Origin of the sequence: Pseudomonas sp. DY-1, from assembly GCF_003626975.1 — a bacterium.
Taxonomy (GTDB): Bacteria; Pseudomonadota; Gammaproteobacteria; order Pseudomonadales; family Pseudomonadaceae; genus Metapseudomonas.
This window is the reverse complement of sequence record NZ_CP032616.1, coordinates 5,760,672-5,782,289: the sequence shown is the minus strand read 5'-3', so window position 1 is coordinate 5,782,289 and position 21,618 is coordinate 5,760,672. Positions and strand designations below refer to the sequence as shown.

At 67.2% G+C, this 21,618-nt stretch carries 15 protein-coding genes; all 15 read left to right on the top strand.

Annotated elements, in window-relative coordinates; genetic code table 11:
* Positions 1-2: 2 nt before the first annotated feature.
* The 15 genes from D6Z43_RS27200 (at position 3) to D6Z43_RS27130 (ending at position 21,444) form a co-directional block, all read left to right on the top strand.
* Positions 3-1,172: a Pvc16 family protein gene (locus D6Z43_RS27200; RefSeq protein WP_120655077.1), complete on the top strand. Its 1,170-nt coding sequence runs from the start codon at positions 3-5 to the stop codon at positions 1,170-1,172.
* Complete coding sequence (locus D6Z43_RS27195; protein ID WP_120655076.1) at positions 1,169-3,280, top strand: ATP-binding protein; 2,112 nt, start codon at positions 1,169-1,171, stop codon at positions 3,278-3,280. The genes D6Z43_RS27200 and D6Z43_RS27195 overlap by 4 nt, the downstream gene beginning before the upstream one ends.
* 16 nt (positions 3,281-3,296) lie before the next feature.
* Positions 3,297-3,548 carry a hypothetical protein gene (locus D6Z43_RS27190; RefSeq protein WP_120655075.1) on the top strand — a complete coding sequence of 84 codons (252 nt, stop codon included), beginning with the start codon at positions 3,297-3,299 and terminating at the stop codon, positions 3,546-3,548.
* Positions 3,545-4,213: a hypothetical protein gene (locus D6Z43_RS27185; protein ID WP_120655074.1), complete on the top strand. Its 669-nt coding sequence runs from the start codon at positions 3,545-3,547 to the stop codon at positions 4,211-4,213. The genes D6Z43_RS27190 and D6Z43_RS27185 overlap by 4 nt, the downstream gene beginning before the upstream one ends.
* A 40-nt stretch (positions 4,214-4,253) precedes the next feature.
* Entirely contained in the window at positions 4,254-4,526 is a 273-nt protein-coding gene (locus D6Z43_RS27180; RefSeq protein ID WP_120655073.1) for a hypothetical protein, read from the top strand.
* 2 nt (positions 4,527-4,528) lie between these two features.
* The gene (locus D6Z43_RS27175; protein ID WP_120655072.1) at positions 4,529-5,674 is read left to right on the top strand and encodes a hypothetical protein; all 1,146 of its coding nucleotides are present in this window, start codon (positions 4,529-4,531) and stop codon (positions 5,672-5,674) included.
* Positions 5,675-6,262 (top strand): phage baseplate assembly protein V, encoded by a 588-nt coding sequence (locus D6Z43_RS27170; protein WP_120655071.1) that lies wholly within the window; start codon positions 5,675-5,677, stop codon positions 6,260-6,262. It abuts the gene before it with no gap.
* Positions 6,259-6,585: a hypothetical protein gene (locus tag D6Z43_RS27165; RefSeq protein WP_120655070.1), complete on the top strand. Its 327-nt coding sequence runs from the start codon at positions 6,259-6,261 to the stop codon at positions 6,583-6,585. Before D6Z43_RS27170 ends, D6Z43_RS27165 begins: the two co-directional genes overlap by 4 nt.
* A gap of 2 nt (positions 6,586-6,587) precedes the next feature.
* Positions 6,588-6,974 (top strand): GPW/gp25 family protein, encoded by a 387-nt coding sequence (locus D6Z43_RS27160; RefSeq protein ID WP_120655069.1) that lies wholly within the window; start codon positions 6,588-6,590, stop codon positions 6,972-6,974.
* A gap of 12 nt (positions 6,975-6,986) precedes the next feature.
* Positions 6,987-9,548, top strand: a complete 2,562-nt coding sequence (locus D6Z43_RS27155) for a baseplate J/gp47 family protein (RefSeq protein ID WP_120655068.1) — start codon at positions 6,987-6,989, stop codon at positions 9,546-9,548.
* Complete coding sequence (locus tag D6Z43_RS27150) at positions 9,548-12,202, top strand: hypothetical protein (protein WP_120655067.1); 2,655 nt, start codon at positions 9,548-9,550, stop codon at positions 12,200-12,202. The genes D6Z43_RS27155 and D6Z43_RS27150 overlap by 1 nt, the downstream gene beginning before the upstream one ends.
* Positions 12,199-14,544: a phage tail protein gene (locus tag D6Z43_RS27145; RefSeq protein WP_218569230.1), complete on the top strand. Its 2,346-nt coding sequence runs from the start codon at positions 12,199-12,201 to the stop codon at positions 14,542-14,544. Before D6Z43_RS27150 ends, D6Z43_RS27145 begins: the two co-directional genes overlap by 4 nt.
* Positions 14,545-14,557: 13 nt before the next feature.
* On the top strand, positions 14,558-19,297 hold the full coding sequence (locus D6Z43_RS27140) for a DUF6519 domain-containing protein (RefSeq protein WP_120655065.1): 4,740 nt from the start codon (positions 14,558-14,560) through the stop codon (positions 19,295-19,297).
* A gap of 260 nt (positions 19,298-19,557) precedes the next feature.
* The gene (locus D6Z43_RS27135) at positions 19,558-20,586 is read left to right on the top strand and encodes a DUF4157 domain-containing protein (RefSeq protein WP_162945879.1); all 1,029 of its coding nucleotides are present in this window, start codon (positions 19,558-19,560) and stop codon (positions 20,584-20,586) included.
* A gap of 45 nt (positions 20,587-20,631) precedes the next feature.
* Positions 20,632-21,444: a hypothetical protein gene (locus D6Z43_RS27130; RefSeq protein ID WP_120655063.1), complete on the top strand. Its 813-nt coding sequence runs from the start codon at positions 20,632-20,634 to the stop codon at positions 21,442-21,444.
* Positions 21,445-21,618: the final 174 nt, after the last annotated feature.

The window sequence follows — 21,618 nt, the reverse complement described above, 5'->3', positions numbered from 1 at the left end:
CCATGGCCCTCGCGGACTCCGGCAAAGCCATCGGCGCCGTCACGCGCCTGCTGCAGGATCACCTGATCCGGCGCGGATTCGACGTGTCCATCGGCAAGCCCGAAGACGCGGCGAAAAACGATTCCAACGAGAAGCTCAATCTCTTCCTCTACGAAACCGCCTTCGACCCACAGCTGCGCAACCTTTCCCTGCGCGATGGCGAACCACCGCCGCTGTGGTTGGTGCTGAAGTTCCTGCTCACTGCGTTCGACATTGGTGAAAGCAGCGATACCGCCGCTGCCCATGACCTGCTCGGACGCGGTATGGCGGCCCTGCACGAACTCGCGTTCCTGCCCCTTGATTCGCTTGTAGCGCTGGACGTTCGCCAGGCACTGGAACACAACCCGGAACCACTCAAGTTGAGCTTCGACGAATCCGGTGCCGACCTGCTGGCCAAGACCATGCAAGGTGCCGAAGAACGCTACCGCCTTTCCGTCGCGTTCCAGGTGCGGCCGGTGATGATCGTGCCCGCCAGTCTGCCGCGCGCGGCCCTCCTGGTGGGCGTGGACTACAGCACCACGCCCGAGACGCTGATCGGACTCGAAGGCGTACAAGTGGCCGTGATGCCATCCCTGGGCGCACGCCTGGACCGGGTCGAACCCGCGCGCTTCGAAGCCGGCGCCACCCTCACCCTGTACGGTGAAGACCTCAACCCGAGCAATCTCGAAGTGCTGCTGGGCGACGTCCAGCTCAACGTGCTTGAACGCGAACCGCAGCGGCTGCTGGTGAGCGCCGAAGGCAGCCCGGGCACGCCCATCGCCTCGGGTACCACCCTGTCGGCGGGGGAAATGCCGCTGATCGTACGCCGGCGCCTGTCACCGGCCCGCACCCGTTCCAGCAACCTGCTCGCGGCACGCCTGTTGCCAACACTGGACAGCGCCGCACTGGTGGCCGGCGACCTGCACCTGCAGGGCACGCTGCTGGGTACCGACAGCGATGACCTGATGGTCCTCTTCTACCGCGAGAGCGACGGCGTGACCGTGCACCTGTTCGACGCCGCCGCCACGGCGACCGACCAACAGAGCCTGGTGATTCCCGGCGCGGCGGCTGCGGTCGCTTCTGGTAGCTACCGGGTGATCCTGCGGGTGAACAACCAGCAGGCCAAGGCCAGCCCCAGGGTGGTGGTGCCATGAACAATCCTTTCGCCGCCCGGACACTGGCCGAGCCGGTGGCCTTCCTTCCTGGCGTCCATGGCACGGACATCCAGGCCCGCCACTGGCTGTCCCAGGTCACTCTGCGCCTGCGCCGGGAAGTCTGCTGGCTGTGGCGCGAGCGCGCCCAGCAGGGTGCTGCCGAAGGTGTTCTGCCGGCCCCGGTGGACGCCGCGCTGGCAGCCCTCGACCTGTTGCGCTACGAGCACGACAAGCGCAGGTTCTTCGCCGAGGACGTCACCGCTCGGTACCTCGACGAGCGCATCGCCACGCTGGCCCCAGCGGATGAAACCGCCCCGCCGCGCGGCTCCTTCGGCTGGGTTGCACAGCAACTGGAACTGGCCCCGGTGGAGCGCTTCGTGCTCGCCCTCGCCCTGCTCCCGGGCGTCGATAGCGCCGCCGGCCCGGTGATCGCCAGCTGCCTCAATGACCTCTCGCGCACCAGCCCCAATCTCGCCCTGGCTCAACGTCTGTGGGACGAGCCGGATGAGCTGTTGCGCTGCTTCGACCCATCGCACCCGTTGCTGCGCCATGGCCTGATGGCCACGGCACAACCCCATGACTGGAACAGTCCCCTGTTCGTGCCGGCGCTGGTGGCCCGCGAACTGCTGTTCCCCGCCAGTGCCCCACCGGCGTCACTGCAACCGGTAGCCGCCGTGCCTCTGGCGGCAGCCATGGAGCCAGCTGCCGCCCGCGTCCGCGCCGCGCTCACCGCCAACCGCGGCGTGCAGTTACTGCCGCTACTTGGCGCCGCCGGAGCACCGCTGGCGGAAACCGCCGCCGCCTGCACGGCCCTGGCGGGTGTTGAAACCCTTCACCCCAGCACCTGCCTGCCCCGCGAGCACCTGGCCTCGGCAATGAGCTGCGCGTGGCTGCGCGGAAGTGCGCTGTATCTGCCGGCGAAACTGCTGGTCGACCCGACGGCCCACGATGGTGGCCTTGAACCGCCGCCGCTGCCCGGCCTGCCACTGCTGGTATTCATCGGTGCCCATGAGCGCAGTGCCCTGCACGGCCTCGGTGAAACGCTACCGGCGCTGGAGGTGCCGCCAGCGGACTATGGGCAGCGGCTGGACTACTGGCGTGGACTGTTTCCGGATACCGGGTTGGCGCCGTTGCTGCCCGAGCTCGCGCGGCGCTTCCGCTACGAGCGCACCGCCATCGAGCGGGTCGCCGGCGAACTTGCCAGCCTTGGCCGCCTCCCCAGCGCCAGCGAGCTCTTCACCGCCGCACGGGCCGACCTCGACCTCGGCGCTCTGGCCCAGCCGGTCGTGCCGCGCTTCAGCCGGGACGAACTGATGCTCCCGGCCGCCCAGGCGGCGCAGGTCGATGAACTGGTCACGGCCATGCACAACCTGACCCGTGTGCATTTCGACTGGGGTACCGCACGCGCCTGGAACGAAGGAGGCCTCAGCGCCCTTTTCGCCGGACCACCGGGCACCGGCAAGACCATGGCAGCCGAAGCCATTGCCGCCGAATTGAGCTTGCCGCTGTATCGCATCGACCTGTCCCAGGTGGTCAACAAGTACATCGGCGAGACCGAGAAAAACCTGCGCCGGCTGTTCGATGCCGCTGACTCGGCCGACCTGATCCTGTTCTTCGACGAGGCCGATGCACTGTTCGGCAAGCGCACCGAGGTCAAGGACGCCCATGACCGCTACGCCAACCTGGAGATCAGCTACCTGCTGGAGCGCATGGAACGCTTCAAGGGTCTGGCGATACTCGCCACCAACCGGCGCAAGGACCTGGACGAAGCCTTCCTTCGCCGCCTTCGCATCGTGATCGAGTTCCCCCTCCCCGGCGTCGAAGAACGCTTGCGCATCTGGCGCAGCGTCATTCCAGCGAGCGTCGACGCCAGCAGCCTGGACTTCGACTTCCTCGCCCAGCGCTTCGCCCTGGCCGGCGGCCACATTCGCGGCGTGGTGTTCAACGCCTGCCTGCAAAGCGCCGCCGAGGGGGCGCCCAGGCGTCTGGACATGCCCGCCGTCGTACGTGCGCTGCAGCGCGAGTACGACAAGCTGGACCGCGCCAACAGCCTCGACCAGTTCGGCCCTTATGCCGCCCTGGCCGCCACCCACCGAACCCGTCGCTAGGTCTCCGGAGAGCGCCATGAGCAGACAGCTGCGAATAGAGTCCCTCGAACTCGACCTGCGCGGCATCCCGCCGGAGATTGCCGAAGCGGCTGCCCACGCGCTGGGCCCGGCCCTGGCCGAAGCCCTGGCCGGGCGCCATCTGCACACCGGCAATCATCGGCAGCTGGATGCCGGACACCTCGCCAGCAGCGCCACGGCCCAAGCGAGTGACCTGGCTACCGGCATCGCCAGACAGATAGCCCAGAGCCTCACTGGAGAGCGTCCATGAGCCTTCTTCGCGGCGCACTGATCGAATACGGCACCGACCTGATCGGCCCAATCCCCAATGTGGTGATCTTCCAGTTCAATCCCGAGTCCCTCACCCGCACCCTGGAGATTCCACCGCGCCCCACCGGCGCTACCCAGCGCGAAACCGCCCAGGCCGGGGAGAAGACCTTCGAGAAGATCACCTTCAAGGCGCACTTCAGCGCCGCCAACATGCTCGATGAAGGCAAGGTACTGGCGGAACTGTTCGGCATCGGTCCACAACTGGCGGCACTGGAGAAGATGGTATTGCCCAGCGCCAAGCTGGCCGGCCTGATCGGCGCCGCCCTGGACGCCATCGGCGATGCCCTCGGCGGTGGTGGCGACGACGCCCCGGCCCAGCCGATTCCGCGCGAGAAGTATCCGCGCATCCTGTTCATCTGGGGCCTGACCCGCGTGCTTCCGGTGACCATCGACTCCATGGGCATCACCGAACTGGAGTACGACGCGCTGCTCAACCCGACCCGTGCCGAGGTGGATATCACCCTCAGCGTCATCGCCGTCGACGACTGCTCGGACGACGTGCTGGCCAAGGGCGCCCTGGAGTACTCGACCCTTGCCAAGGAAGCCCAGGCCATCGCCAACCTGGCCAACACCGCTGAACAGATCGTCGAGCTGATCCCCATCTAGTGCCTGCCGCCCCCTGGTCGCGGTATCGAAGGAGCCCGTCATGTTCCTGCCCAACTCCCGCTACGCCCGCGTCGCCACGGTGGAAATCAGCACATCAACCGGCGAGAAAGTACTCGCCCTCAAACTGCGCCGACTGACACCCGTCGGCGGTGAGCCCCGGATGGTCGAGGCCGGTGATCGCCTCGACCTGCTGGCCCACGCTGGCGGCGGCGATGCCACGCAGTTCTGGCACGTGGCCGATGCCAACAGCGCCCTGGACAGCCGCAGCCTGGTAGAGAACCCCGGCGACACCCTGCAGGTGCCCAGGAGCTGAGCATGGCCGAGCAACGCTTCCGCGTCTGGTTTGGCGACACCGCCGCCGACGAAGACCAATTGCGCCGGATCGAGGAGATCGAGGTCACCCAGGAGATGGACGCGTTCTGGGAAGCCCGTCTGCGCATGGTCCTATGCCTGGACGCCAACGGCGCCTGGCTGCACTGGCCGGGAGAAACCAGCGAGCCCTTCTCCCGCGTGCGGGTCGAACTGGACATCGGCAATGGACGCTTCGCGCCCCTGATCGACGGGCCACTGACGAGCATCGATGCCGCGCTCGATTCGCAACCGGGCCGCAGTACCGCAACGCTGGTGGTGCGGGACGACAGCGCCTTCCTCAACCGCGACGAGGAAACCGAACCGCCATTCGAACATCGCAGTGCCAGTGACATTGCCCAAGAGCTGTTCGGCCGCTTCACCCAGCTTGCCGATACGCGCATTGACAGCACCGAGGCAACGCCCGAAACCACGACCCGACGCGGTACCGTGCTGCAGTTCCTGCGCGAATTGGCGACGGCCAACGATCGCCACGCCTATGTCCTGCCCGGCGACACACGCGGTGCCAGCATCGGCTGCTTCCTCGCCGACCCGACCGACGCGGCGGACCTGCCGCCACTGGTCATGATCGGCAACGGCCGCAACCTGGCCAACGCCAGCGTCACCCAGGCCCCAGAAGGTGGTGAGCGCACCATTGCCCAGGTGTTACGGGTGGATGACCAGGGCGTGACCCACTTCGAGACCAGCGCCGCCGACCTCGGCCTGATGCGCAGCCTGCCGGCGCTGCCCGTGGACCTTACCCCCCGGCGACTGCTGCCCCCGGCCGAAGCCACGAGCGAGGACCCGACTGCCGCCGCCACCGCACGGGCACGGCGCAACGGCTACGTCTTCCATCTTTCCAGCCAGGTGATACCGGGCTGCTACGGCGCAGTGCTGAGCCCCTATCGCAAGGTGCGCCTCGACGCCGGCGCGACGCCCTACAGCGGCGACTACCTGCTCACCAAGGTGGTCCACCGCATCACGCCGTCGCTCTACACCCAGGAAATCGAAGCCAAGGCCGATTCGGTTTCCGAAGTGTCCGGCGCGGCGGTGGCCGAGGCCCTTGGCGGCGGTCTGCAACTTTCGATTTCGGCAAGCGTGGGGATCTTCTGAATGGACCAACTCCTGGAACACACGGTCGAACGGCTGGTCGAGCACGCGGTCAGGCGCTACTTCGGCAAGTACCGAGGTACCGTCACCGACATCGACGACCCCAACGACCAATGCCGCATCCGCGCCACGGTGCCCGGCGTGCTCGGCGAACACCCGTGCGGCTGGGCCTTGCCGGCCGCGCCATTCGCCGGAGACGGCCACGGCATGGTGCTGCTGCCAAAGGTGGGCTCGGGCGTCTGGATCGAGTTCGAGGCAGGCAACCTGGACAACCCCATCTGGTCGGGCGCCTGGTGGGCCCAGGGCCAACGCCCCGAGCCCAAGGGCGCCGGTGTGCGCGTCATCGTCTCCGAGCAGGGCCACAAGGTGGTACTGGATGACGAGGCCAACGAGGTCCGCATCAGCCATGGCGACGAGATGATCGCCAAGACCATCACGCTCACCGCCAGCGAAATCATCATCACCTGCGGCGCCTGCGAGATCCGCCTGAGCAACGAGACCATTTCGCTGAACAACGGCCTGATCAAGGTCGGCCTGGCCGGAGTCAGCCTGGTCAATGGCGCCATGAGTTTCGGGGTGCCGCCGACATGATCCCGATCCTCACCACCAGCAGCACAGTGATGTGCCCCCACGGTGGAACGGCCCAGTTGATCACCAGCAACACCGAGGCGCTGGTGGATGGCGCGCCCATGCTGTTGCAGACCGACATCCATCCCATCATCGGCTGTCCCTTCACGCCCGGCGCCTATTCACCCTGTGTCTCGATTCGCTGGGTGAGCGCGGCGACCCAGACCTCGATCCGCAATGTGCCGGTGCTGCTGCAGAACAGCGTCGGCCTCTGCCTCAATGCCGCGCAGGCGCCCCAGGGCACCGCCCTGGTGGTGCAGACCCAACAGAAAGCCAAAGGGATATGAGCATGGCACTTTCCAATGGACGGCACCTGGCCTTCCCCTTCCGCATCGGAGACGACGGCCGCAGCGTCGCCCCGGCGAACGACGACGCCCATGTGCATGACGAGCTGCTGCAATTGCTGCTGACCAGCCCGGCCGAGCGCCTGTTCCTGCCGGAATTCGGCGGCGGCGTGCGCAAGCTGGTATTCGAACCTTCCTCCGAGGCACTTCGCGGGGTGGTCAAGGCGCGTATCACCAACGGCCTGACCCGCTGGCTGGGACACCGGCTGACGGTGGAAATGGTCGACGTGATCTGGGATGACGCCGCCGCCACTCTGGAAGTGACCCTCAAGTACCGACCCGCGGGCAGCCCGGACTCGCGCGTCATCAAGTTCCAGCGCAGCTCGCGCTAGGGATAGCCCAGCATGGCCGCTATCAAGTTCCCCGACCTGGTCGACGAGCGCGCCGACCAGTTGCAGAGCCACGGTCTCGACGGTCTGAAACTGGCGCTGGTGAGCCTCCCGCCAGGTCCCGCCCCTGGCCACGCGGACCTGGAGCTGCACTTCTTCAACGGCCTGCACCTGGCCGCGATCGTCGCCGACATCGGCGGCGATCCGGCACGCGCCCGCCAGGTATTCCGCGTTCGCGGCGGTAGTCGGGTGGTGGCCGGCAATGCCAGCGGCCAGGTGCAGGTCATCGCCGTAACACCGCTCGATGCCACGCGCCTGTCCCTGCGCATAGCGCCCGTGGGCGATTACTCCACGTACCGACTGGAGCTGGTCTGGGACGCCGCATTGATCGACCCGTTCTTCAGTGCCATCGGCTTCCGCTTTCGTCCTGGCTGCTTCACCAACGACTGCGCCCCGCCACAGGGCGGGCGGCCGCCGGCACCCAATCCGGCGATTGACTATCTGGCCAAGGACTACGACTCCTTCCGCCATACCCTGATGGTCGCCATGGCCGAGCGTGTACCGGGCTGGGCCAGCACCAGCGAAGCCGACCTGGATCAGGTGCTGATCGGCCTGTTCGCCGCCGCCGCCGACGAACTCAGCGACTTCCAGGACCGGGTGATGGCCGAGGCCTACCTGGCTACCAGCCGCAAGCGCGTGACCCTGGCCCGCCATGCACGCCTTATGGATTACCACCTCCACGAAGGTAACCAGGCCAGTACCTGGCTGGCCCTGGAAGTGGTCGCCGGCCAGTCCCCCTTCAGCCTGGACGACCAGGAGCTGGTGACCTGGACCGGCGATGCTCCACCCAACGCCGACGCGGTGTTCTTCGCCAGCCGCCAGCGCCGCCTGGAGCCGTCGCGTCGCCAGTACCTGGACCCACGCCTGAACCGTCTGCGCCTCTACACCTGGGGCAACGCCCAACCTGCTCTCGCCGCCGGCAGCACCGCCGCCGACCTGGTGCCCGAGCCGCCCCTGGCTTCCCAGGCCGAGGTCGAGGCCCTGCGTGATCTGGTGCGCCAGGGCCGCTGGCGTGAGTTGCTGATCGAGGAACGGTTGAACCCGCTGACCGGCCAGGTACCCGGACGCAACCCCGCGAAACGGCAACTGCTGCGCCTGCTGCCGGGCAACGACCTCGATGGCGGCGCCGCCGAAAGCCGCTTCGATCCGCTGACTGGCACCTGGATGCTGAGGGTGAGCTGGCGCGAGGAAGATGCCCTGCGCCACGACTTCGCTTTCACCACGTTCTGCCCCGGCCCTCCGCCCGTCGCAGTGGAGGACATCTCGGTGTTCCGTGGCAACCTGCTGCCGGTATACGAAGGGCAGCCACTGCGGGTGCAATTCCGCGAACCCGGTAGCCTGTTGCCCAGCGATATCCCCGGCCTGCGTCATCGCCACTACCAGCGTCTCGACCGCCATGGCGACGGCCGTGACTGGGTGCTGGCCGAACTGCCGGACGACGGCCCGCTGGCCTACCTGCCGCCGCCCCGGGGTGGCGCGCCAACGGGAGAGGAACCGGCCCGTTCGACGCTCTGGCTGCAGGTGGAAAGCCCGGGCGGCGCCCGGGAAGACTGGGACGAGGTAGAGAGCCTGGTGCACAGCGACGACTCGGCGGAGAACGGCGACCATTTCATGGTCGAGACCGACGAGCACCGGCGCAGCCAGCTGCGCTTCGGTAATGGAGCCAACGGCCGATTGTTGCCAGCCGGTGCGGTGGTGCATGCCGAGTACCAGGTCGGCGGCGGTCACCCCGGCAACATCGGTGCCGATCAGCTGGTCAACCTGCAGCCCCTCACCGGTGCCCTGAATGGGGCGCTAGTGGCGGCCACCAATCCCTTCGACGTCGGCGACGGACGCGATCCGGAACCGGTCGAACGAATCCGCCGCAACGCCCCGGAGGCTTTCCGCGCACGCCAGTTGCGGGCAGTAACCCTTGCCGATTACGTCAGGCGCGCCGAGGAAGTTTCCGGTGTGTCTCGTGCCGTGGCGCGCTACGCCTGGACCGGGAGCTGGCGTACCGTGCGCATCGCCATGGACCCCGCCGGTTTCACCGCTCTGGGCGACGAGCGCTCGGAGACTCTGTGGAATGAACTGCGCTCACGCGTGGCTGACCACTTGGAAGCGGTGCGCCTGATAGGCGAGGACATCGAACTGCGGCCTCCGCGCTATGTGCCGCTGGATATCCGCGTGGTGGTCTGCGCCGGCGATGCCTACTGGCGCGAAGACCTGCGCTACGAGCTGGAGCAGGAGTTCTCCGACGGCTGGACCGCCGACGGCCGTCCCGGATTCTTCCACCCGGACCAATGGACCTTCGGGCAGTCCCTGCACCGCAGCATGATCGAAGGCCGCCTGCAGCGCATCGCCGGCATCCGCCACCTGGTCAGCCTGAGCATGAAGCGCTTCTCCGCACCACTGCCCGGTCTGCCCGGAGCGCCGGTACTGGAGATCGGCTTCGACGAAACCCTGTTGCTGGCCAATGACCCGGACCACCTCGAACGCGGGCTGATCCGCTTCGAGATCCAGGGAGGGAGACGCTGATGCCCTGCAATCCGCTGATCACTGATCCCTTCGTGTTCCCCCGACACGCCGACAATCGGCCGGGCCTGCCGCGTATCGCTTACCGCATCGGGCGCTACGCCGACTTCCTGGAAGCCATGACCCGCTCCCTGGACGCCGCGCCGGAGCTGGCCGCCTGGACTCATCGCGAAGCTGACGACCCCGGCATTGCCCTGCTCCAGGGTGCGGCGATCCTCGGTGACATCCTCAGCTTCTACCAGGAGCACTACGCCAATGAGGCCTACCTGCGTACCGCGGCCTGGCGTGAAAGCATCGCCGAACTGGTACGCCTGACCGGCTATCGCCTGGCACCGGGAATCGGCGGTCGCGCCACGCTGGCTTTCGAGGTACGCGGTGAACGGCCCCTGACCTTGCGTGCGGGATTCCCGGTCAAGGCCGAATTGCAGGGCCTGGCCACGCCAGCGGACTTCCAGACCGACGTCGAACTGCTCGCCTGGCCGCACCTGGGCCGTTTCAACCTCTACCGCCCACGCTCCTATGCCGCCAGCCTTGCCGCCGGCGCCACCCGTTTCGAGCTGCACAGTGTCGGCAATGCCAGCGATAGCGCCAGCCTCGTCGCCTTCGAGCTCAAACCCGGCGATTCATTGCTGCTGATGCCGCCGGAGCCGGGCTGGACCTCCAGCGGCTCAACCCTCACCACGCAGCAGGCGCCGCAACAGGTCAAGGTCAAGACCGTCACCCGCCTGCTCGGCCGGGTGATCGTGGAAATCGACGCTCCGTTGCAACACAGCCGGAGCCAGCCGGTGGCGGCCTTCCGGATCGGCCGCAGCTTCCGTCACTTCGGCCACAATGCGCCGGCCAAGACCATCACCAGCCGCAAGAGCGGCAGCGAAATCGTCGGCGCCCTTGAATCCGATACAGGCTTCCAACGCCACCTCTACCCCCACGATTGCACCAACACCAGTGCATCCATCGCACTTCCGGCCAACCTCCTTGCGCTGGATGCCGAAGTCAGCGACCTGCGCCCTGGCATGCATCTCGTGGTGCAGGTGCGCGTGGCAAAAAGCGGCGTCACCGGCCAGGTACCGCTGTCGCTGGTGCGCAAAGTGCTGGCGGTGCGTTCAGCCACCCTCGGCTTCGGCAATCTCATCGGCCCCAGCAGCCTGCTGACTCTGGACCAGCCACTGATTCGCCATGCCATGAGTGGCTCGCCCTGGAGCGATATCCGCGACTTCCTGATCCGCGAAGTCACCAGCCCGGCCCTCGCCCTCAAGCCGGTTTCCACGCCCGCCTCCAGCGGCTATGCCAACGGCACCGGCGCCCTGTTCTTCTACGGCACCGCCAACCACGCACGGGCGCTGGCCGGACGCAGGCTGTACCTCAGCCATCCCGATGGACGCAGCGTCGAGCTGACCTGTACCAGCAGCCCCGCCAGCTTCCCCACGCCGACACCGGATGTGGCGCGCCCCTGGTTGCTGAACTTCGACCGTCCACCCACGCCCTTCACCCGCGCCGACTTCGATGAAGCCGAACCACGGGTAACGGTCCATGGCAACCTTGTCGATGCCTCCCAGGGCAAGGCAGAACACGAGGCCGTGCTGGGTAACGGCGACCATCGCCAACCATGGCAGACCTTCCCGTTGCCCAAGGCGCCACTCACCTACTTCCTTTCCGCCGGGGCGGTGCCACCCCACACCCCGGAGCTGGAAATCTGGGTCGAAGGGCGTCTGTGGAACCGGGTGGACAGCTTCCATGGTCGCGCGGCGGCGGAGCCGATCTACATCGTCCGCGAAGACGCCGAGGGCCGCAGCTTTGTACAGTTCGGCGATGGTGAGTCCGGCGCCCGGCTGCCCTCCGGTCTGAAGAACGTGGTGGCGCGCTTTCGCAGCGGCGTCGGCGCACGCGGGCCGATCAAGCCGGGCGCCACGCCGACCGCAGGCGAGCGACCGGCAGGATTCGACAAGGTTTCCCTGGCCGGCATCGTCTCCGGTGGCGCCGACCCTGAACCGGGCTACAAGGCGCGCGAGGCGGCACCTGGCAAGGTGCAGAGCCTGGGAAGGCTGGTCAGCATCCGTGACTACGAGAGCGAAACCCTGGCCCTTCCCGGCGTGGTCCGCGCAGCCGCAGCCTGGGACCTGCATGAGGGTGTACCGGCGGTAATCCTGCGGGTGCTGCTGGCCGCAGGGCGCGAGGCCGAGTTCACCGCGATACAGGCCACCCTGGCCCATGCGCAGCGCTGCAGGGGGCCGGATCGTTTTCCGCTGGTGGTGCAACAGGCCCGTCTGCGCCATGTATTCGTCGACCTCAGCTACGCCCGCGATCCGCGTTATCGCCAGGAGGATGTGGAGAACGCCCTGCGCGCTTCCCTGGGCCTGACCGGGGTGGTCGCCGACGAGCGCAGCGGCCTGTTCGGCCTCCAGGCGCGACAACTGGGCGAGCCCGAATACGCCAGCCGCATCGAAGGCCGGGCGCAGAATGTAACGGGGGTGCTCTGGTGCCGGGTCAGCGCCCTGGGCCTGCTCGCCCCCGGCAACGACAGCAACGCCGCCTTGCCCTCTGCTCCCCGGCCCCAGGCCCAGGTGCTCTCTTGCAGCCCCCATGAACTGCTGCAACTGGCGCCGGCGCACCTGACCCTGACCCCGATCGCCGAACCCGCCGCGGGGGAATGCCCATGAACCGAGTCCCCCTGTTCGAGCGCCTGCCGGATATCTATCGCACTCGCGATGCCGAGGTCACGCCGGCCAATCAGTTGCGCGCCTACCTTCGCGCCATCGAAGGCCCCTTTGACGCGCTGCACCAGAACATCGCCCAGCTTTATGAAGACCTGTTCATCGACACCTGCGACGACTGGGTCATCCCCTACCTGGCCGACCTGCTGGGCACCACGCACCTCAAGGGCGATCCACGTACGTTGCGTGCCGACGTCGCCGACACCATCGCGCTGCGCCGGCGCAAGGGCACCCTGGGCGCCATCGAGCGTCTTGCGGTCAACCTCACTGGCTGGGCCTGCCGTGGCGTCGAGTTGCGCGAAAACCTCGGCTGGACCCAGCACCTCAACCACCAGCGCCCCGACGCCGGCGGCCAGCCCCCTTACGGCACCGCAACGCTCACCCGTTTCGAGGTACCCCGCGGCGGCACCGCACCGATCCGTGAGCCGGCTACCCTGGCGCTGCTCGGCACGCCCTTCGATCCCTTCGCCTACAGCGCCGACCTGAAGCCCGCGGTGGACGACCAGCGCCACATCAACCTGCCGAACCTGGCGATCTTCCTCTGGCGCCTGTCGGCCTACCGGCTTCCCCGTGTCCGCCCTCTGGCCAAGGGCCGCATCAACCTGGGAGTCCAGCCGGCCGGAGTGGCACGCTTTGTCCTGCGCTTCGACCTGCACCCGCTGGACATCCCGGTACACCTGTTCAACACCAGCCGCCCCGGTTTCCTCCGGGCAGCCACCTCAGGCGGTGTAGTTGCACCCCTGACCGAAGCCGACGCCGTACCCGGCCCGATGCTCGATGCACGACTGGCCAGCCATGCCGACGCCTACGTACGGGTGGACTACTACGATCCGGCAACGACACCCCCGAGCGGTTTCGACCTGGGAGATGCCGGCCTGCACCTGTTCCTGCCCCGCGCCCTGGAACCGCTACTGGTACCGCCGCCACCCCAGACCGAATGGCGCTGGCGGTTCCGTGGCGACAACCTCTGCGCCTGGGAAGAGGGTTTGCGACGCCCCACCGCCATCGGCGAGATCGTCATAGACCCGGACATCGGCCGGGTGCTGGTCGGGGTGGCAACCGCCGCTCAGGCCGACCTGCTGGTGACGACGGACAACGGCGCACTGGTCTCGCAATTGCAGGCCAGCTACACCTACGGCGCCGCGGGTCCGGTGGGCGCGCACCCGCTGTCGCGGCAGGTCCCGGTCATACCGGCGGATGCGGAAGTACGCCGCGTCGGCGAGGTATCCGGAGGCATCAGCCTGCAGCAAGCCCTGGATGGCCTGGAGAGCGCAACAGGACCGGTGATCGTCGAGATCCACGACAGCCTTGTGCATCCTCTCGACCTTGCCGCCATGACCGGCACGGCCGTCGATGGCACCCACTCACTGCGCCTGGCTCACTCGTTGACCGTCCGTGCGGCCGGCGGCCATCGGCCACTCCTGCTCCTGGCGCAGCCTTTGTCACTGCGGGTGCTGGACGCCGCCAACGCAACGCCGTTCACCCCCCAGGTTCGCCTGGAAGGGCTTTACCTGGCCGCCGACCCGGCGGCCCCCTTCCCCATCGGCCAGGCCCTGATCGACCGCGCCGCGGTGGCACGCCTGGAATTGGTCGGCTGCACCCTGGCGCCTGGCGGACATAGCCTGCGCAACGGTCAGCGCGCGCCCATGCAACCGGCACTGCGCCTGGAGGATGGCTACGGTTTTGATGCAGCCGACCAGGATGCCTTCACGCCCACGCCGGACATCCTGATCCAGCGCTCCATCGTCGGCTCGATCGCCATCGACTCGCGCTACCGACTGGATATCCAGGACAGCGTGGTAGACGCCGGACTTGGCTTCGACGACGCCCCCACAGGCCAATTTGCCATCGCGGCCGCCACCGACCCGACCAATGCATGGGGCGCCGCCCTCGACTTCCAGGGCCTGACCTGTTTCGGCCCGGTGCGTGTCACCGCAGTGGGTGGCCTGGGCGGCATCTTCAGTCAGCGCTTCGAAGTACTGGACAACCAGCACGGCTGCATCAAGTGGAGCGCTTTCAGCAGCGCCGCCGACCGTTTGCCAGCCAACCATTTCTGCGTACACGCGCCGGATGCGCGGGTGTACTTCACCTCGGAACGCTTCAACGACCCGGGCTACGCGCAGCTCCAGCGGGAAACCGACCGGCGCGTGCGCGAACTCGGGCCGGACGACGATGCGATGGGTGCCTTCGGCTTCCTGCTGGAGACACACAAATGGACCAACCTGCACGTGCGGCTGCGTGAATTCATGCCGGTAGGCGTGAGGCCGCTGGTTGTACCCGTCACCTGACGAAGGGGGAGCCATGCAAGGCGATTTCTCGGTACTGAACTTCGACCCCCACCAGCACGAAAACGGCGTAAATCCGCCGGCCCAGGGCGTGCTGCGAAACCTCAGCGGCGTGCTGCACCAGCAAGGCCGCGTGAGCCTGGACGCCGACTTCACCGAAGGCGAGCTGCTGGAACTGGCGTGGAATGGCCAGGCCGGACGCGACATCCTCGGTGCCGGCGTCTGTGCGGTTCCCGCCAGCGAACCTGAGGGATTCCGCGTGGAAGCCGCGGCGGTAACGGACGGCACGGTGCATCTGCGCCTGCACCCCGGCCGTGCCTGGGTCGACGGCATCCTCACGCGCTTGCCGGGGCTCGCACCAGATCCTCTGGCGCTGGTGACTCGCCAAGCCACCTACATCGGCCCGCCCCTGGCCACGCCCATGCCAACGACCGGCCAGATCACCGACGGCATCCGCGATGCGGTGATCCTCGAAGTCTCGGAAGAGGCCCTGCACGCGTTCCAGTATCCGCAGCGGCTGCTCGAGCCCGCGCTGGGTGGGCCGGACACCTCCGAGCGCGCCTTCGTCAACTTCCGCCTGCGCTTGCTGCGCCTGGCCCAGGGGGAAGACTGCAGCAGCATCCTTGCCCGCCTGCGCGATTCTCCCGCCAGCAAAGGGCGGTTGAGTGCCACCCTGGCACCTGTGCTCAACCTGGTGGGTGAGTGTCCGGTGGTCGGCGGTGGCGGCTACACCGGCTTCGAGCATTGCCTGTATCGCATCGAAATCGCCGATGCCCCGGAGGGGGTTCCGGTGCGCTTCAAGTGGAGCCAATGGAACGGCGGACTCGCCGGGCGTGGCCGCTTCGATGCCAGTAGCGATCCTGACCGGGTGATCATCGATGCCGGCCGCGCGGCCATCGTCAACTCGGGCCTGACCGAGTTCTACCTGGAGGCACTGCAGTACGACGAGCTGGCAGGCACCTGGGTTGTGGTCTACGGCAGCATGGCGCGCCTGAACACCGACCACGACCTGGAACTCGAAGCCCCGGCCGCCTTCGGCACCCTGCCAGGCACCACCGCGCCGGTGTTCTTCCGCCTGTGGAACGGTCTGGGGGAAATCCAGGACTACCCGGAAGTCGCCAACCCGAAAGAGCTCCGCGACGGCATTCGCCTGGCGTTCGGTACCGCCGGCCACTACCGACCGGGTGACTACTGGACCTTCAACGTGCGCGCGGGCGAACTCGGCAATCCGCCGGTGCTGCTCGATCACGCCGCGCCCGTCGGCATCGTCTATCACCGCGTGCCCCTGGCGGAGATCAACTGGACCGGTCGTCGCAATACCGAAATTTCCGGCAGCATCGAAGACTGTCGCAAGCGCTTCCGCCCTCTGACCAACCAGAAGATCTGCTGCACCTTCCTGGTGGGCGATGGTGTCAGAAGTTTTGGTGACTTCAATTCGCTCGAAGAAGCGGCAATCCACCTACCAGCGGCCGGCGGAGAACTCTGCCTGCTCCCCGGCGTGCACCACACCAACCTGCGGCTGGAAGGCCGGCGCAACGTGAAGATCCATGGTTGCCGCTGGCGCACCCTTGTCCTGCCGCGCCTGGAAACCCGCAGCCAACCACTGCTGCATCTGATCGACTGCATAGGCGTGGAGATCTGCGACCTCGACCTGGTGACCTACGACGGTATCGCCCTGCGCATCGATGGCAGTCGCGAAGACGGCTGCCGGGACGTACGTGTACACGGCAACCGGGTGATCGCACGACACAACGCCATTCGCGCCGGCAATGCCAGTGGCCTGGTGATCGCCGACAACCGCCTGCACCTGCTGGACACCGCCGATGGCCGCGCAACTTTGTCCCTGGCCGCCGATGACGTGCTGGTGGAACGTAACACCCTGGTGCTGCTGCCCTTTACCGAACGAACGCCTGAAGACCCGCAAGAGCCTGACGACGATCCGAACCGCGACCCGGCCGACCCGTGCGCCAAGCCGGAGATCCTCTACCTGTACCCGCTACTGGTGCTGCAGTACGCCTTCGCCGTGTGGACCTTCCTGCCGGTGCAACTGCTGCCGGTTCAGCCCTATCGCGCCCTTGGCGGCATCCATGTACGCGCCGGCTCCGAGCGAGTGCGCATCCTGGAAAACCGGATCGTCGGCGGTGGCGGCAACGGCATCACCCTGGGCGGTGACCTCGACCCCGACGAGTCCTCCACCCCCGGCGAGCCAACCGAACCCGCCCCGGCGCCCAGCGTCAATGTCACCAGCGACGGCCCCTTCCTCGCCCTGGTTCAGGACGAACAGGGCAAGCCCCTGGCCGATGTCGACCTTTATCTGGAGTCTGCCACCCTCGCCAGCGACCGTAGCGACGAGCAAGGCATGGCCAGCATCAAGACCGCACCCGGCCGCTATGGCCTGGACGTGTCGCCGCGATACCAGGTACTGCGCATTGCCGAAGCCCGCGACAACGGCCGCCCGCTCACTGTGGTGACCCTCGCTGCCCGCACCTCCGGCAGCGCACGCGGCTTCCTCCATGAACTGAGCATCGAAGGCAACGACATCTCGATGATGGGCCTTTCAGGCATTGGTTTCGCAGCGCGCCGGGGAGCCAATCTCAAGGGTTCGGACCGCCCCATCCCGACCAACGACCCGAAAGCCGCCTTGCTCGCCTACCTCGACGCCGCTCTGCTCAATCTCGCGCTGACGCCGCTGCTGCGCGGCACCGACCCCGTGCGCGAACTGGCGATTCTCGGCAACCGCCTGCACCACAACCTGCGCAACCCGTTCACCGAGGCAATGCTGGCGGATGCCCAGGGCATTGGCCGCGGCGGCATCTCCCTGGCGGTGGCGGAAGGCGTGCGGATCAGTGACAACCAGATCCACGACAACGGCCCGCGCGCCGCCGACCCGGTCTGCGGGGTGTTTGTCGGCTACGGCGACAATCTCGACATCACGGGCAATGCCCTGAACGTCAACGGCGCCAGTACCGAAGACTACGAGCGCGCCCGCAAGGCCGGAATCCGGGGCGGGATCTATGTGCGTTTCGCCGGTTCCTTGACCCGCGAGCTGTCCACCTCCAGCGGCGCCAAACCCGCTCTGCGGGTGCATGACAACCGCGTCGACCAACCGGCCGGACGCGCCCTGACCGCCTTCGCCTTCGGCCCGGTCTCGGTGGCCAACAACCATTTCAACAGTGAGTTCACCGGCCTGTTCGGCTTCCTCGATACGGCCGTGGGTGCTGTGTTGATTCTCAACCTGGGCGGCATTCATCGCCTGCTGGCGCGGGTCCTGGGGGCCTACATGGCCTTCGAGCCCACCGGTGCCGGCAAGCGGCGTTTCGCCGTCGCCGCCGAACAATCGCTGCCTGGTGGCGAAACGCTGTTCGACGACAACTACATTCGTCTGGGGCTGCCCAACCGCTCCATCACCTCGCAGATGCTGCTGTCGGTGGATGATCTGGGCTATGCCTCCAATACGTCGGCCGTGTACCGGGGCAATCCCTTCTTCGCCAACGCCCTGTTGATGGCCGATACCGTGCGGGCCACCTCGTCACGCCTGCGCGAAGACGCCACAAGGACGCTGTCCCTGCTGAGCATTGGCATTCGCATGAACCTCACCACCATGAACCAGGCGGACCATTGCATCGTTGCCCTGCCACCGGCCGGTACCACGTCGTTGCCCACCCTTGACCAGCCAAACCAGGTGCTCGACATAGACGTGTGCCGCAAGCTGTTCTCCCAGCCCTCGGCCGTCTGGCAGTTCCTCGTTACGGTGCTGGCCGCCGATGCGGGTCAGTTGGGAGGCACGGTTTCTTCGGACGCCTTTACCTCGGCCGAAGCTTCCAGCCTGTCACAGCAGAGCACCGCCAGCGCCCTGCAACACATCAACACCACCCAGGTAGCGACCGCAAAGGCCTACCAGTTCGAAGCGGCGCGGATGCGCGCCAAGCATGGCGCCGACAACCCAACCAGCCAGACCCTGGAGGCCCGGGCACAAAACGGCGCACTCGCCAGTCGCCTGCTGGCCACGGGGGCGGAAACCCTGGCGTTCAAAGAGGTCGAGCAGCCAGAAGGCGGCTCCAGCTACAGCGGGCGACTGGTCAACGATCGCGGCCAGGGCCTGGCCGGCTACCGGGTCGAACTGTTGCGCAGCAGCGGCACGGCGACGGAAACCGTGGGCGTAACCGACGCCAACGGCTATTTCAGCGCCACCTTCGACTCGACACAGACCGCCAGGCTGGCCAAAGAAGGCAAGCTGGTCGCCCGCGTCGCCGATGCCGCCGGCAGGGAAGTGCTGCGCGACAGCAGCGAGCTGCGCTTCGATCCCGGCGCCCGACTGCAGAGCACCCTCGCGGTGCCCGTGCAGGTGGTGCCCAGGTCGGTGATCAGCGAAGGCACCGTGATTTTCGGTACCCGCCCGACCACGCCTTCGCCCGAACCCAAGCCGGAACCGGAACAACCGCCGCGGCCAACCGTGCGTACCCCGCTGGACAAACTCGAACTGGACGATGCGACACGCAAGCAACTGGCCAAGAGCGACATCATCGACGTCGAAGGCATCGTCGAAGCCAGCAACGCTCGATTGATCGAAGTACTCGGCGACCGCACGGCAGCCAGCCGCTTGCGCGAGCGAGCCAAGGCACTGCTCGCCAATACCCCCACCGACAAGGGCCGTACGCTGGCAGCCAAGGAAACCACCTCCCGCACGGCCGTCGTGAAGAAGGCCACGGCCAAGAGCACCTCGGCGAAGAAACCTGCGCCACGCAAACCCAAGTGACTCCGGCCATGTACAGGACCCAGCACGAAAATCTCCGGCCTCAGCGCGTGCCGGCAGCCGTCGCCGCTGCCGCGCCGCAGCCAGTCGTTGCACGGCAGCCGTCAGGCTCGTCCTGTGCCTGTGGCGGTGGTTGCCCGCGCTGCAGTGGCGCTGGAAAGCTCACCATCAGCGAACCCGGGGACAGTCACGAACAGGAGGCTGACCGGGTCGCGGCCACCGTTATGGCACACACAGCATCAAATGGCGTTGGCGCAGCACCCATGCAGATCCAGCGTCATGGCGGCACATCCGGAGGCGAGACGCAGACCGCGCCAGAAAGCGTCGAGCAGACCCTCGCCAGCCCGGGCCAGGCACTTGAGCCGGGATTGCGTGCCAATATGGAGCAGCGCTTCGGCCATCCCTTTGCGGATGTCCGGGTACACCGGGGAAGCCAGGCCGAGCGTTCGGCCCACGAGGTGGGGGCCGATGCCTACGCGGTGGGCCGCGATATCGTCTTTGGCGCAGGCCGGTACACCCCCGATACCTGGTCCGGACAGCACCTGATCGCCCATGAGCTCACCCATGTCATCCAGCAACGTGGCGCACCCTCCTCCGGCGCTGCGCGAAGCCTGTCCCGCTACCGCAGCAAGGGACCGGACACCATCGCCTTCGACGCGGCGAACGAAACCCTCACCGATTCGAAGAAGCAGCCCTGGATCGAGAGCATCAGCATCCACTTCGACAAGGCGGTGGTGGACACCGGCCACAAGGCCGACGCCAAGGCAGCCGGGCAACCGGAACCGCGAATGCCCAGTGGCAACCTGGTGGCCAAGTACAGCAGCAAGTCGAGCAAGGTCCTGCCGGATGTGAAGCTGTCCATCGTCGGCGGCTCCACCATGCTCGGCATCGGTCTCACCGACCGTGTCAAGAATGCCAAGGTCAAGCGTCTGGAGGGCCTGGGCTACACCGACTCGGAGAGCGTCCGCCTCGGCAACCTCACCGATCCGGTGGCGAAGACCGGCAAGGGCGCCCGCTATTCGAAGAGCGGGGCCGGCACCATGAATTACGCGATTTTCTTCAAGGGCATCCAGGCGATCCACGAAGGCTTGCTCAATACCGGGTCGCACGCGTGCGTGCATGTCGGCAACGGCACCTCGATGCGCGACCTCAACTACCACACCCGGATAGGTGTCACCACCGTCACGGTGAGCTACGACAGCTCCGTACTGTCCGACCTGTGCTGCCACCGCAAGAAGACCGGCAACCCCAACTGGGACACCAACCCTTGCGATTCGACCAAGTGCCCCTGAGCGAAGCACCGTCCCACCGCCTGTCCGCGAAGGAGGGCAATCGACATGTTCAGTACCTTGCAGGAAGAGGCCGCGCTGCGCGGGCGAAAAGGCCCACCACCACCCCTGGCGAGCCTCGCACCGCCCGCTGCGCGCTCACGCCGCTTCGCGCGCTCGAACTGCGCCTGTGGCGGCAGTTGCCCAAAATGCAGTGAGGAAAAACGCCCCGCCGGCCCCCGCCAGGCCCGCGACGGTGACCAGGCACCGGTCGCCGACCAGGCCGAAGTCCTTGCCGAACCGCCGGCCACTCCTGCTTATCGCGACTGCAGCGAGCGAATCACCGGAATCACCGACGCCAACGAGCGCTTGGAAACCGCCCGCCAGCGCGCCCGCGAATTCGTCGGTGCCGCCCGCCGTGCCCTGGGCGCCGCCCCGGTCGCCGGCACCACCTACGAGACCGCCCTCGGTCGCCATTTCATCGCACCCAGTGCCGCCCAACGCGCCACCATCGAAGACAACTACCGGCAGATTCTCGGCACCCTGGTGGTGTCCAACTACATCTGCAACAGCCAGAACATCTGCGAAGGCGAACAGGCGTTCTGGATCGAGGCCGACGACCTGGTCCATGTGTGCCGGCCGTTCTGGGAGCTGTCGCCGACCTGCCGCGCCATCATCCTCATCCACGAAGGTGCCCACGATGTCGGCATCGGCGTGGCCGGAGCGCACCCGCCAAACCGTGGCAGCGCGCAGTACCCCACGGGCAACACAGCGGCACCGGCCGGCCAGACCACGGCGGGCCGCATGGACAATCCGGATGCCTATGCCTTCTTCGCCGCACACATCTGGCGGGATACCGACACCGGCAGATCGTGCTTCTAGACAGGCGCCGTGATGAAGAACCCAGCCAGCCTCATTCAGGCCCGACGACGTCAGTCGAGCACTGGCGATCACGCTCCGTCCCCGGCACAAGCGAGGTCCAGCCCGGCGTCGGGGTCATCTGCTTGCGCTTGCGGCGGCGGCTGCCCGCGCTGCCAAGGCAAATCCCGCCTCAAG

Bases quoted from the DNA above. Each gene is read 5' to 3' on its own strand.
- D6Z43_RS27165 (WP_120655070.1), top strand. From the start codon at position 6,259: ATGATCCCGATCCTCACCACCAGCAGCACAGTGATGTGCCCCCACGGT.
- D6Z43_RS27155 (WP_120655068.1), top strand. From the start codon at position 6,987: ATGGCCGCTATCAAGTTCCCCGACCTGGTCGACGAGCGCGCCGACCAG.
- D6Z43_RS27190 (WP_120655075.1), top strand. From the start codon at position 3,297: ATGAGCAGACAGCTGCGAATAGAGTCCCTCGAACTCGACCTGCGCGGC.
- D6Z43_RS27130 (WP_120655063.1), top strand. From the start codon at position 20,632: ATGTTCAGTACCTTGCAGGAAGAGGCCGCGCTGCGCGGGCGAAAAGGC.
- D6Z43_RS27170 (WP_120655071.1), top strand. From the start codon at position 5,675: ATGGACCAACTCCTGGAACACACGGTCGAACGGCTGGTCGAGCACGCG.
- D6Z43_RS27145 (WP_218569230.1), top strand. From the start codon at position 12,199: ATGAACCGAGTCCCCCTGTTCGAGCGCCTGCCGGATATCTATCGCACT.
- D6Z43_RS27200 (WP_120655077.1), top strand. From the start codon at position 3: ATGGCCCTCGCGGACTCCGGCAAAGCCATCGGCGCCGTCACGCGCCTG.
- D6Z43_RS27185 (WP_120655074.1), top strand. From the start codon at position 3,545: ATGAGCCTTCTTCGCGGCGCACTGATCGAATACGGCACCGACCTGATC.
- D6Z43_RS27180 (WP_120655073.1), top strand. From the start codon at position 4,254: ATGTTCCTGCCCAACTCCCGCTACGCCCGCGTCGCCACGGTGGAAATC.
- D6Z43_RS27175 (WP_120655072.1), top strand. From the start codon at position 4,529: ATGGCCGAGCAACGCTTCCGCGTCTGGTTTGGCGACACCGCCGCCGAC.
- D6Z43_RS27160 (WP_120655069.1), top strand. From the start codon at position 6,588: ATGGCACTTTCCAATGGACGGCACCTGGCCTTCCCCTTCCGCATCGGA.
- D6Z43_RS27140 (WP_120655065.1), top strand. From the start codon at position 14,558: ATGCAAGGCGATTTCTCGGTACTGAACTTCGACCCCCACCAGCACGAA.
- D6Z43_RS27135 (WP_162945879.1), top strand. From the start codon at position 19,558: ATGCAGATCCAGCGTCATGGCGGCACATCCGGAGGCGAGACGCAGACC.
- D6Z43_RS27195 (WP_120655076.1), top strand. From the start codon at position 1,169: ATGAACAATCCTTTCGCCGCCCGGACACTGGCCGAGCCGGTGGCCTTC.
- D6Z43_RS27150 (WP_120655067.1), top strand. From the start codon at position 9,548: ATGCCCTGCAATCCGCTGATCACTGATCCCTTCGTGTTCCCCCGACAC.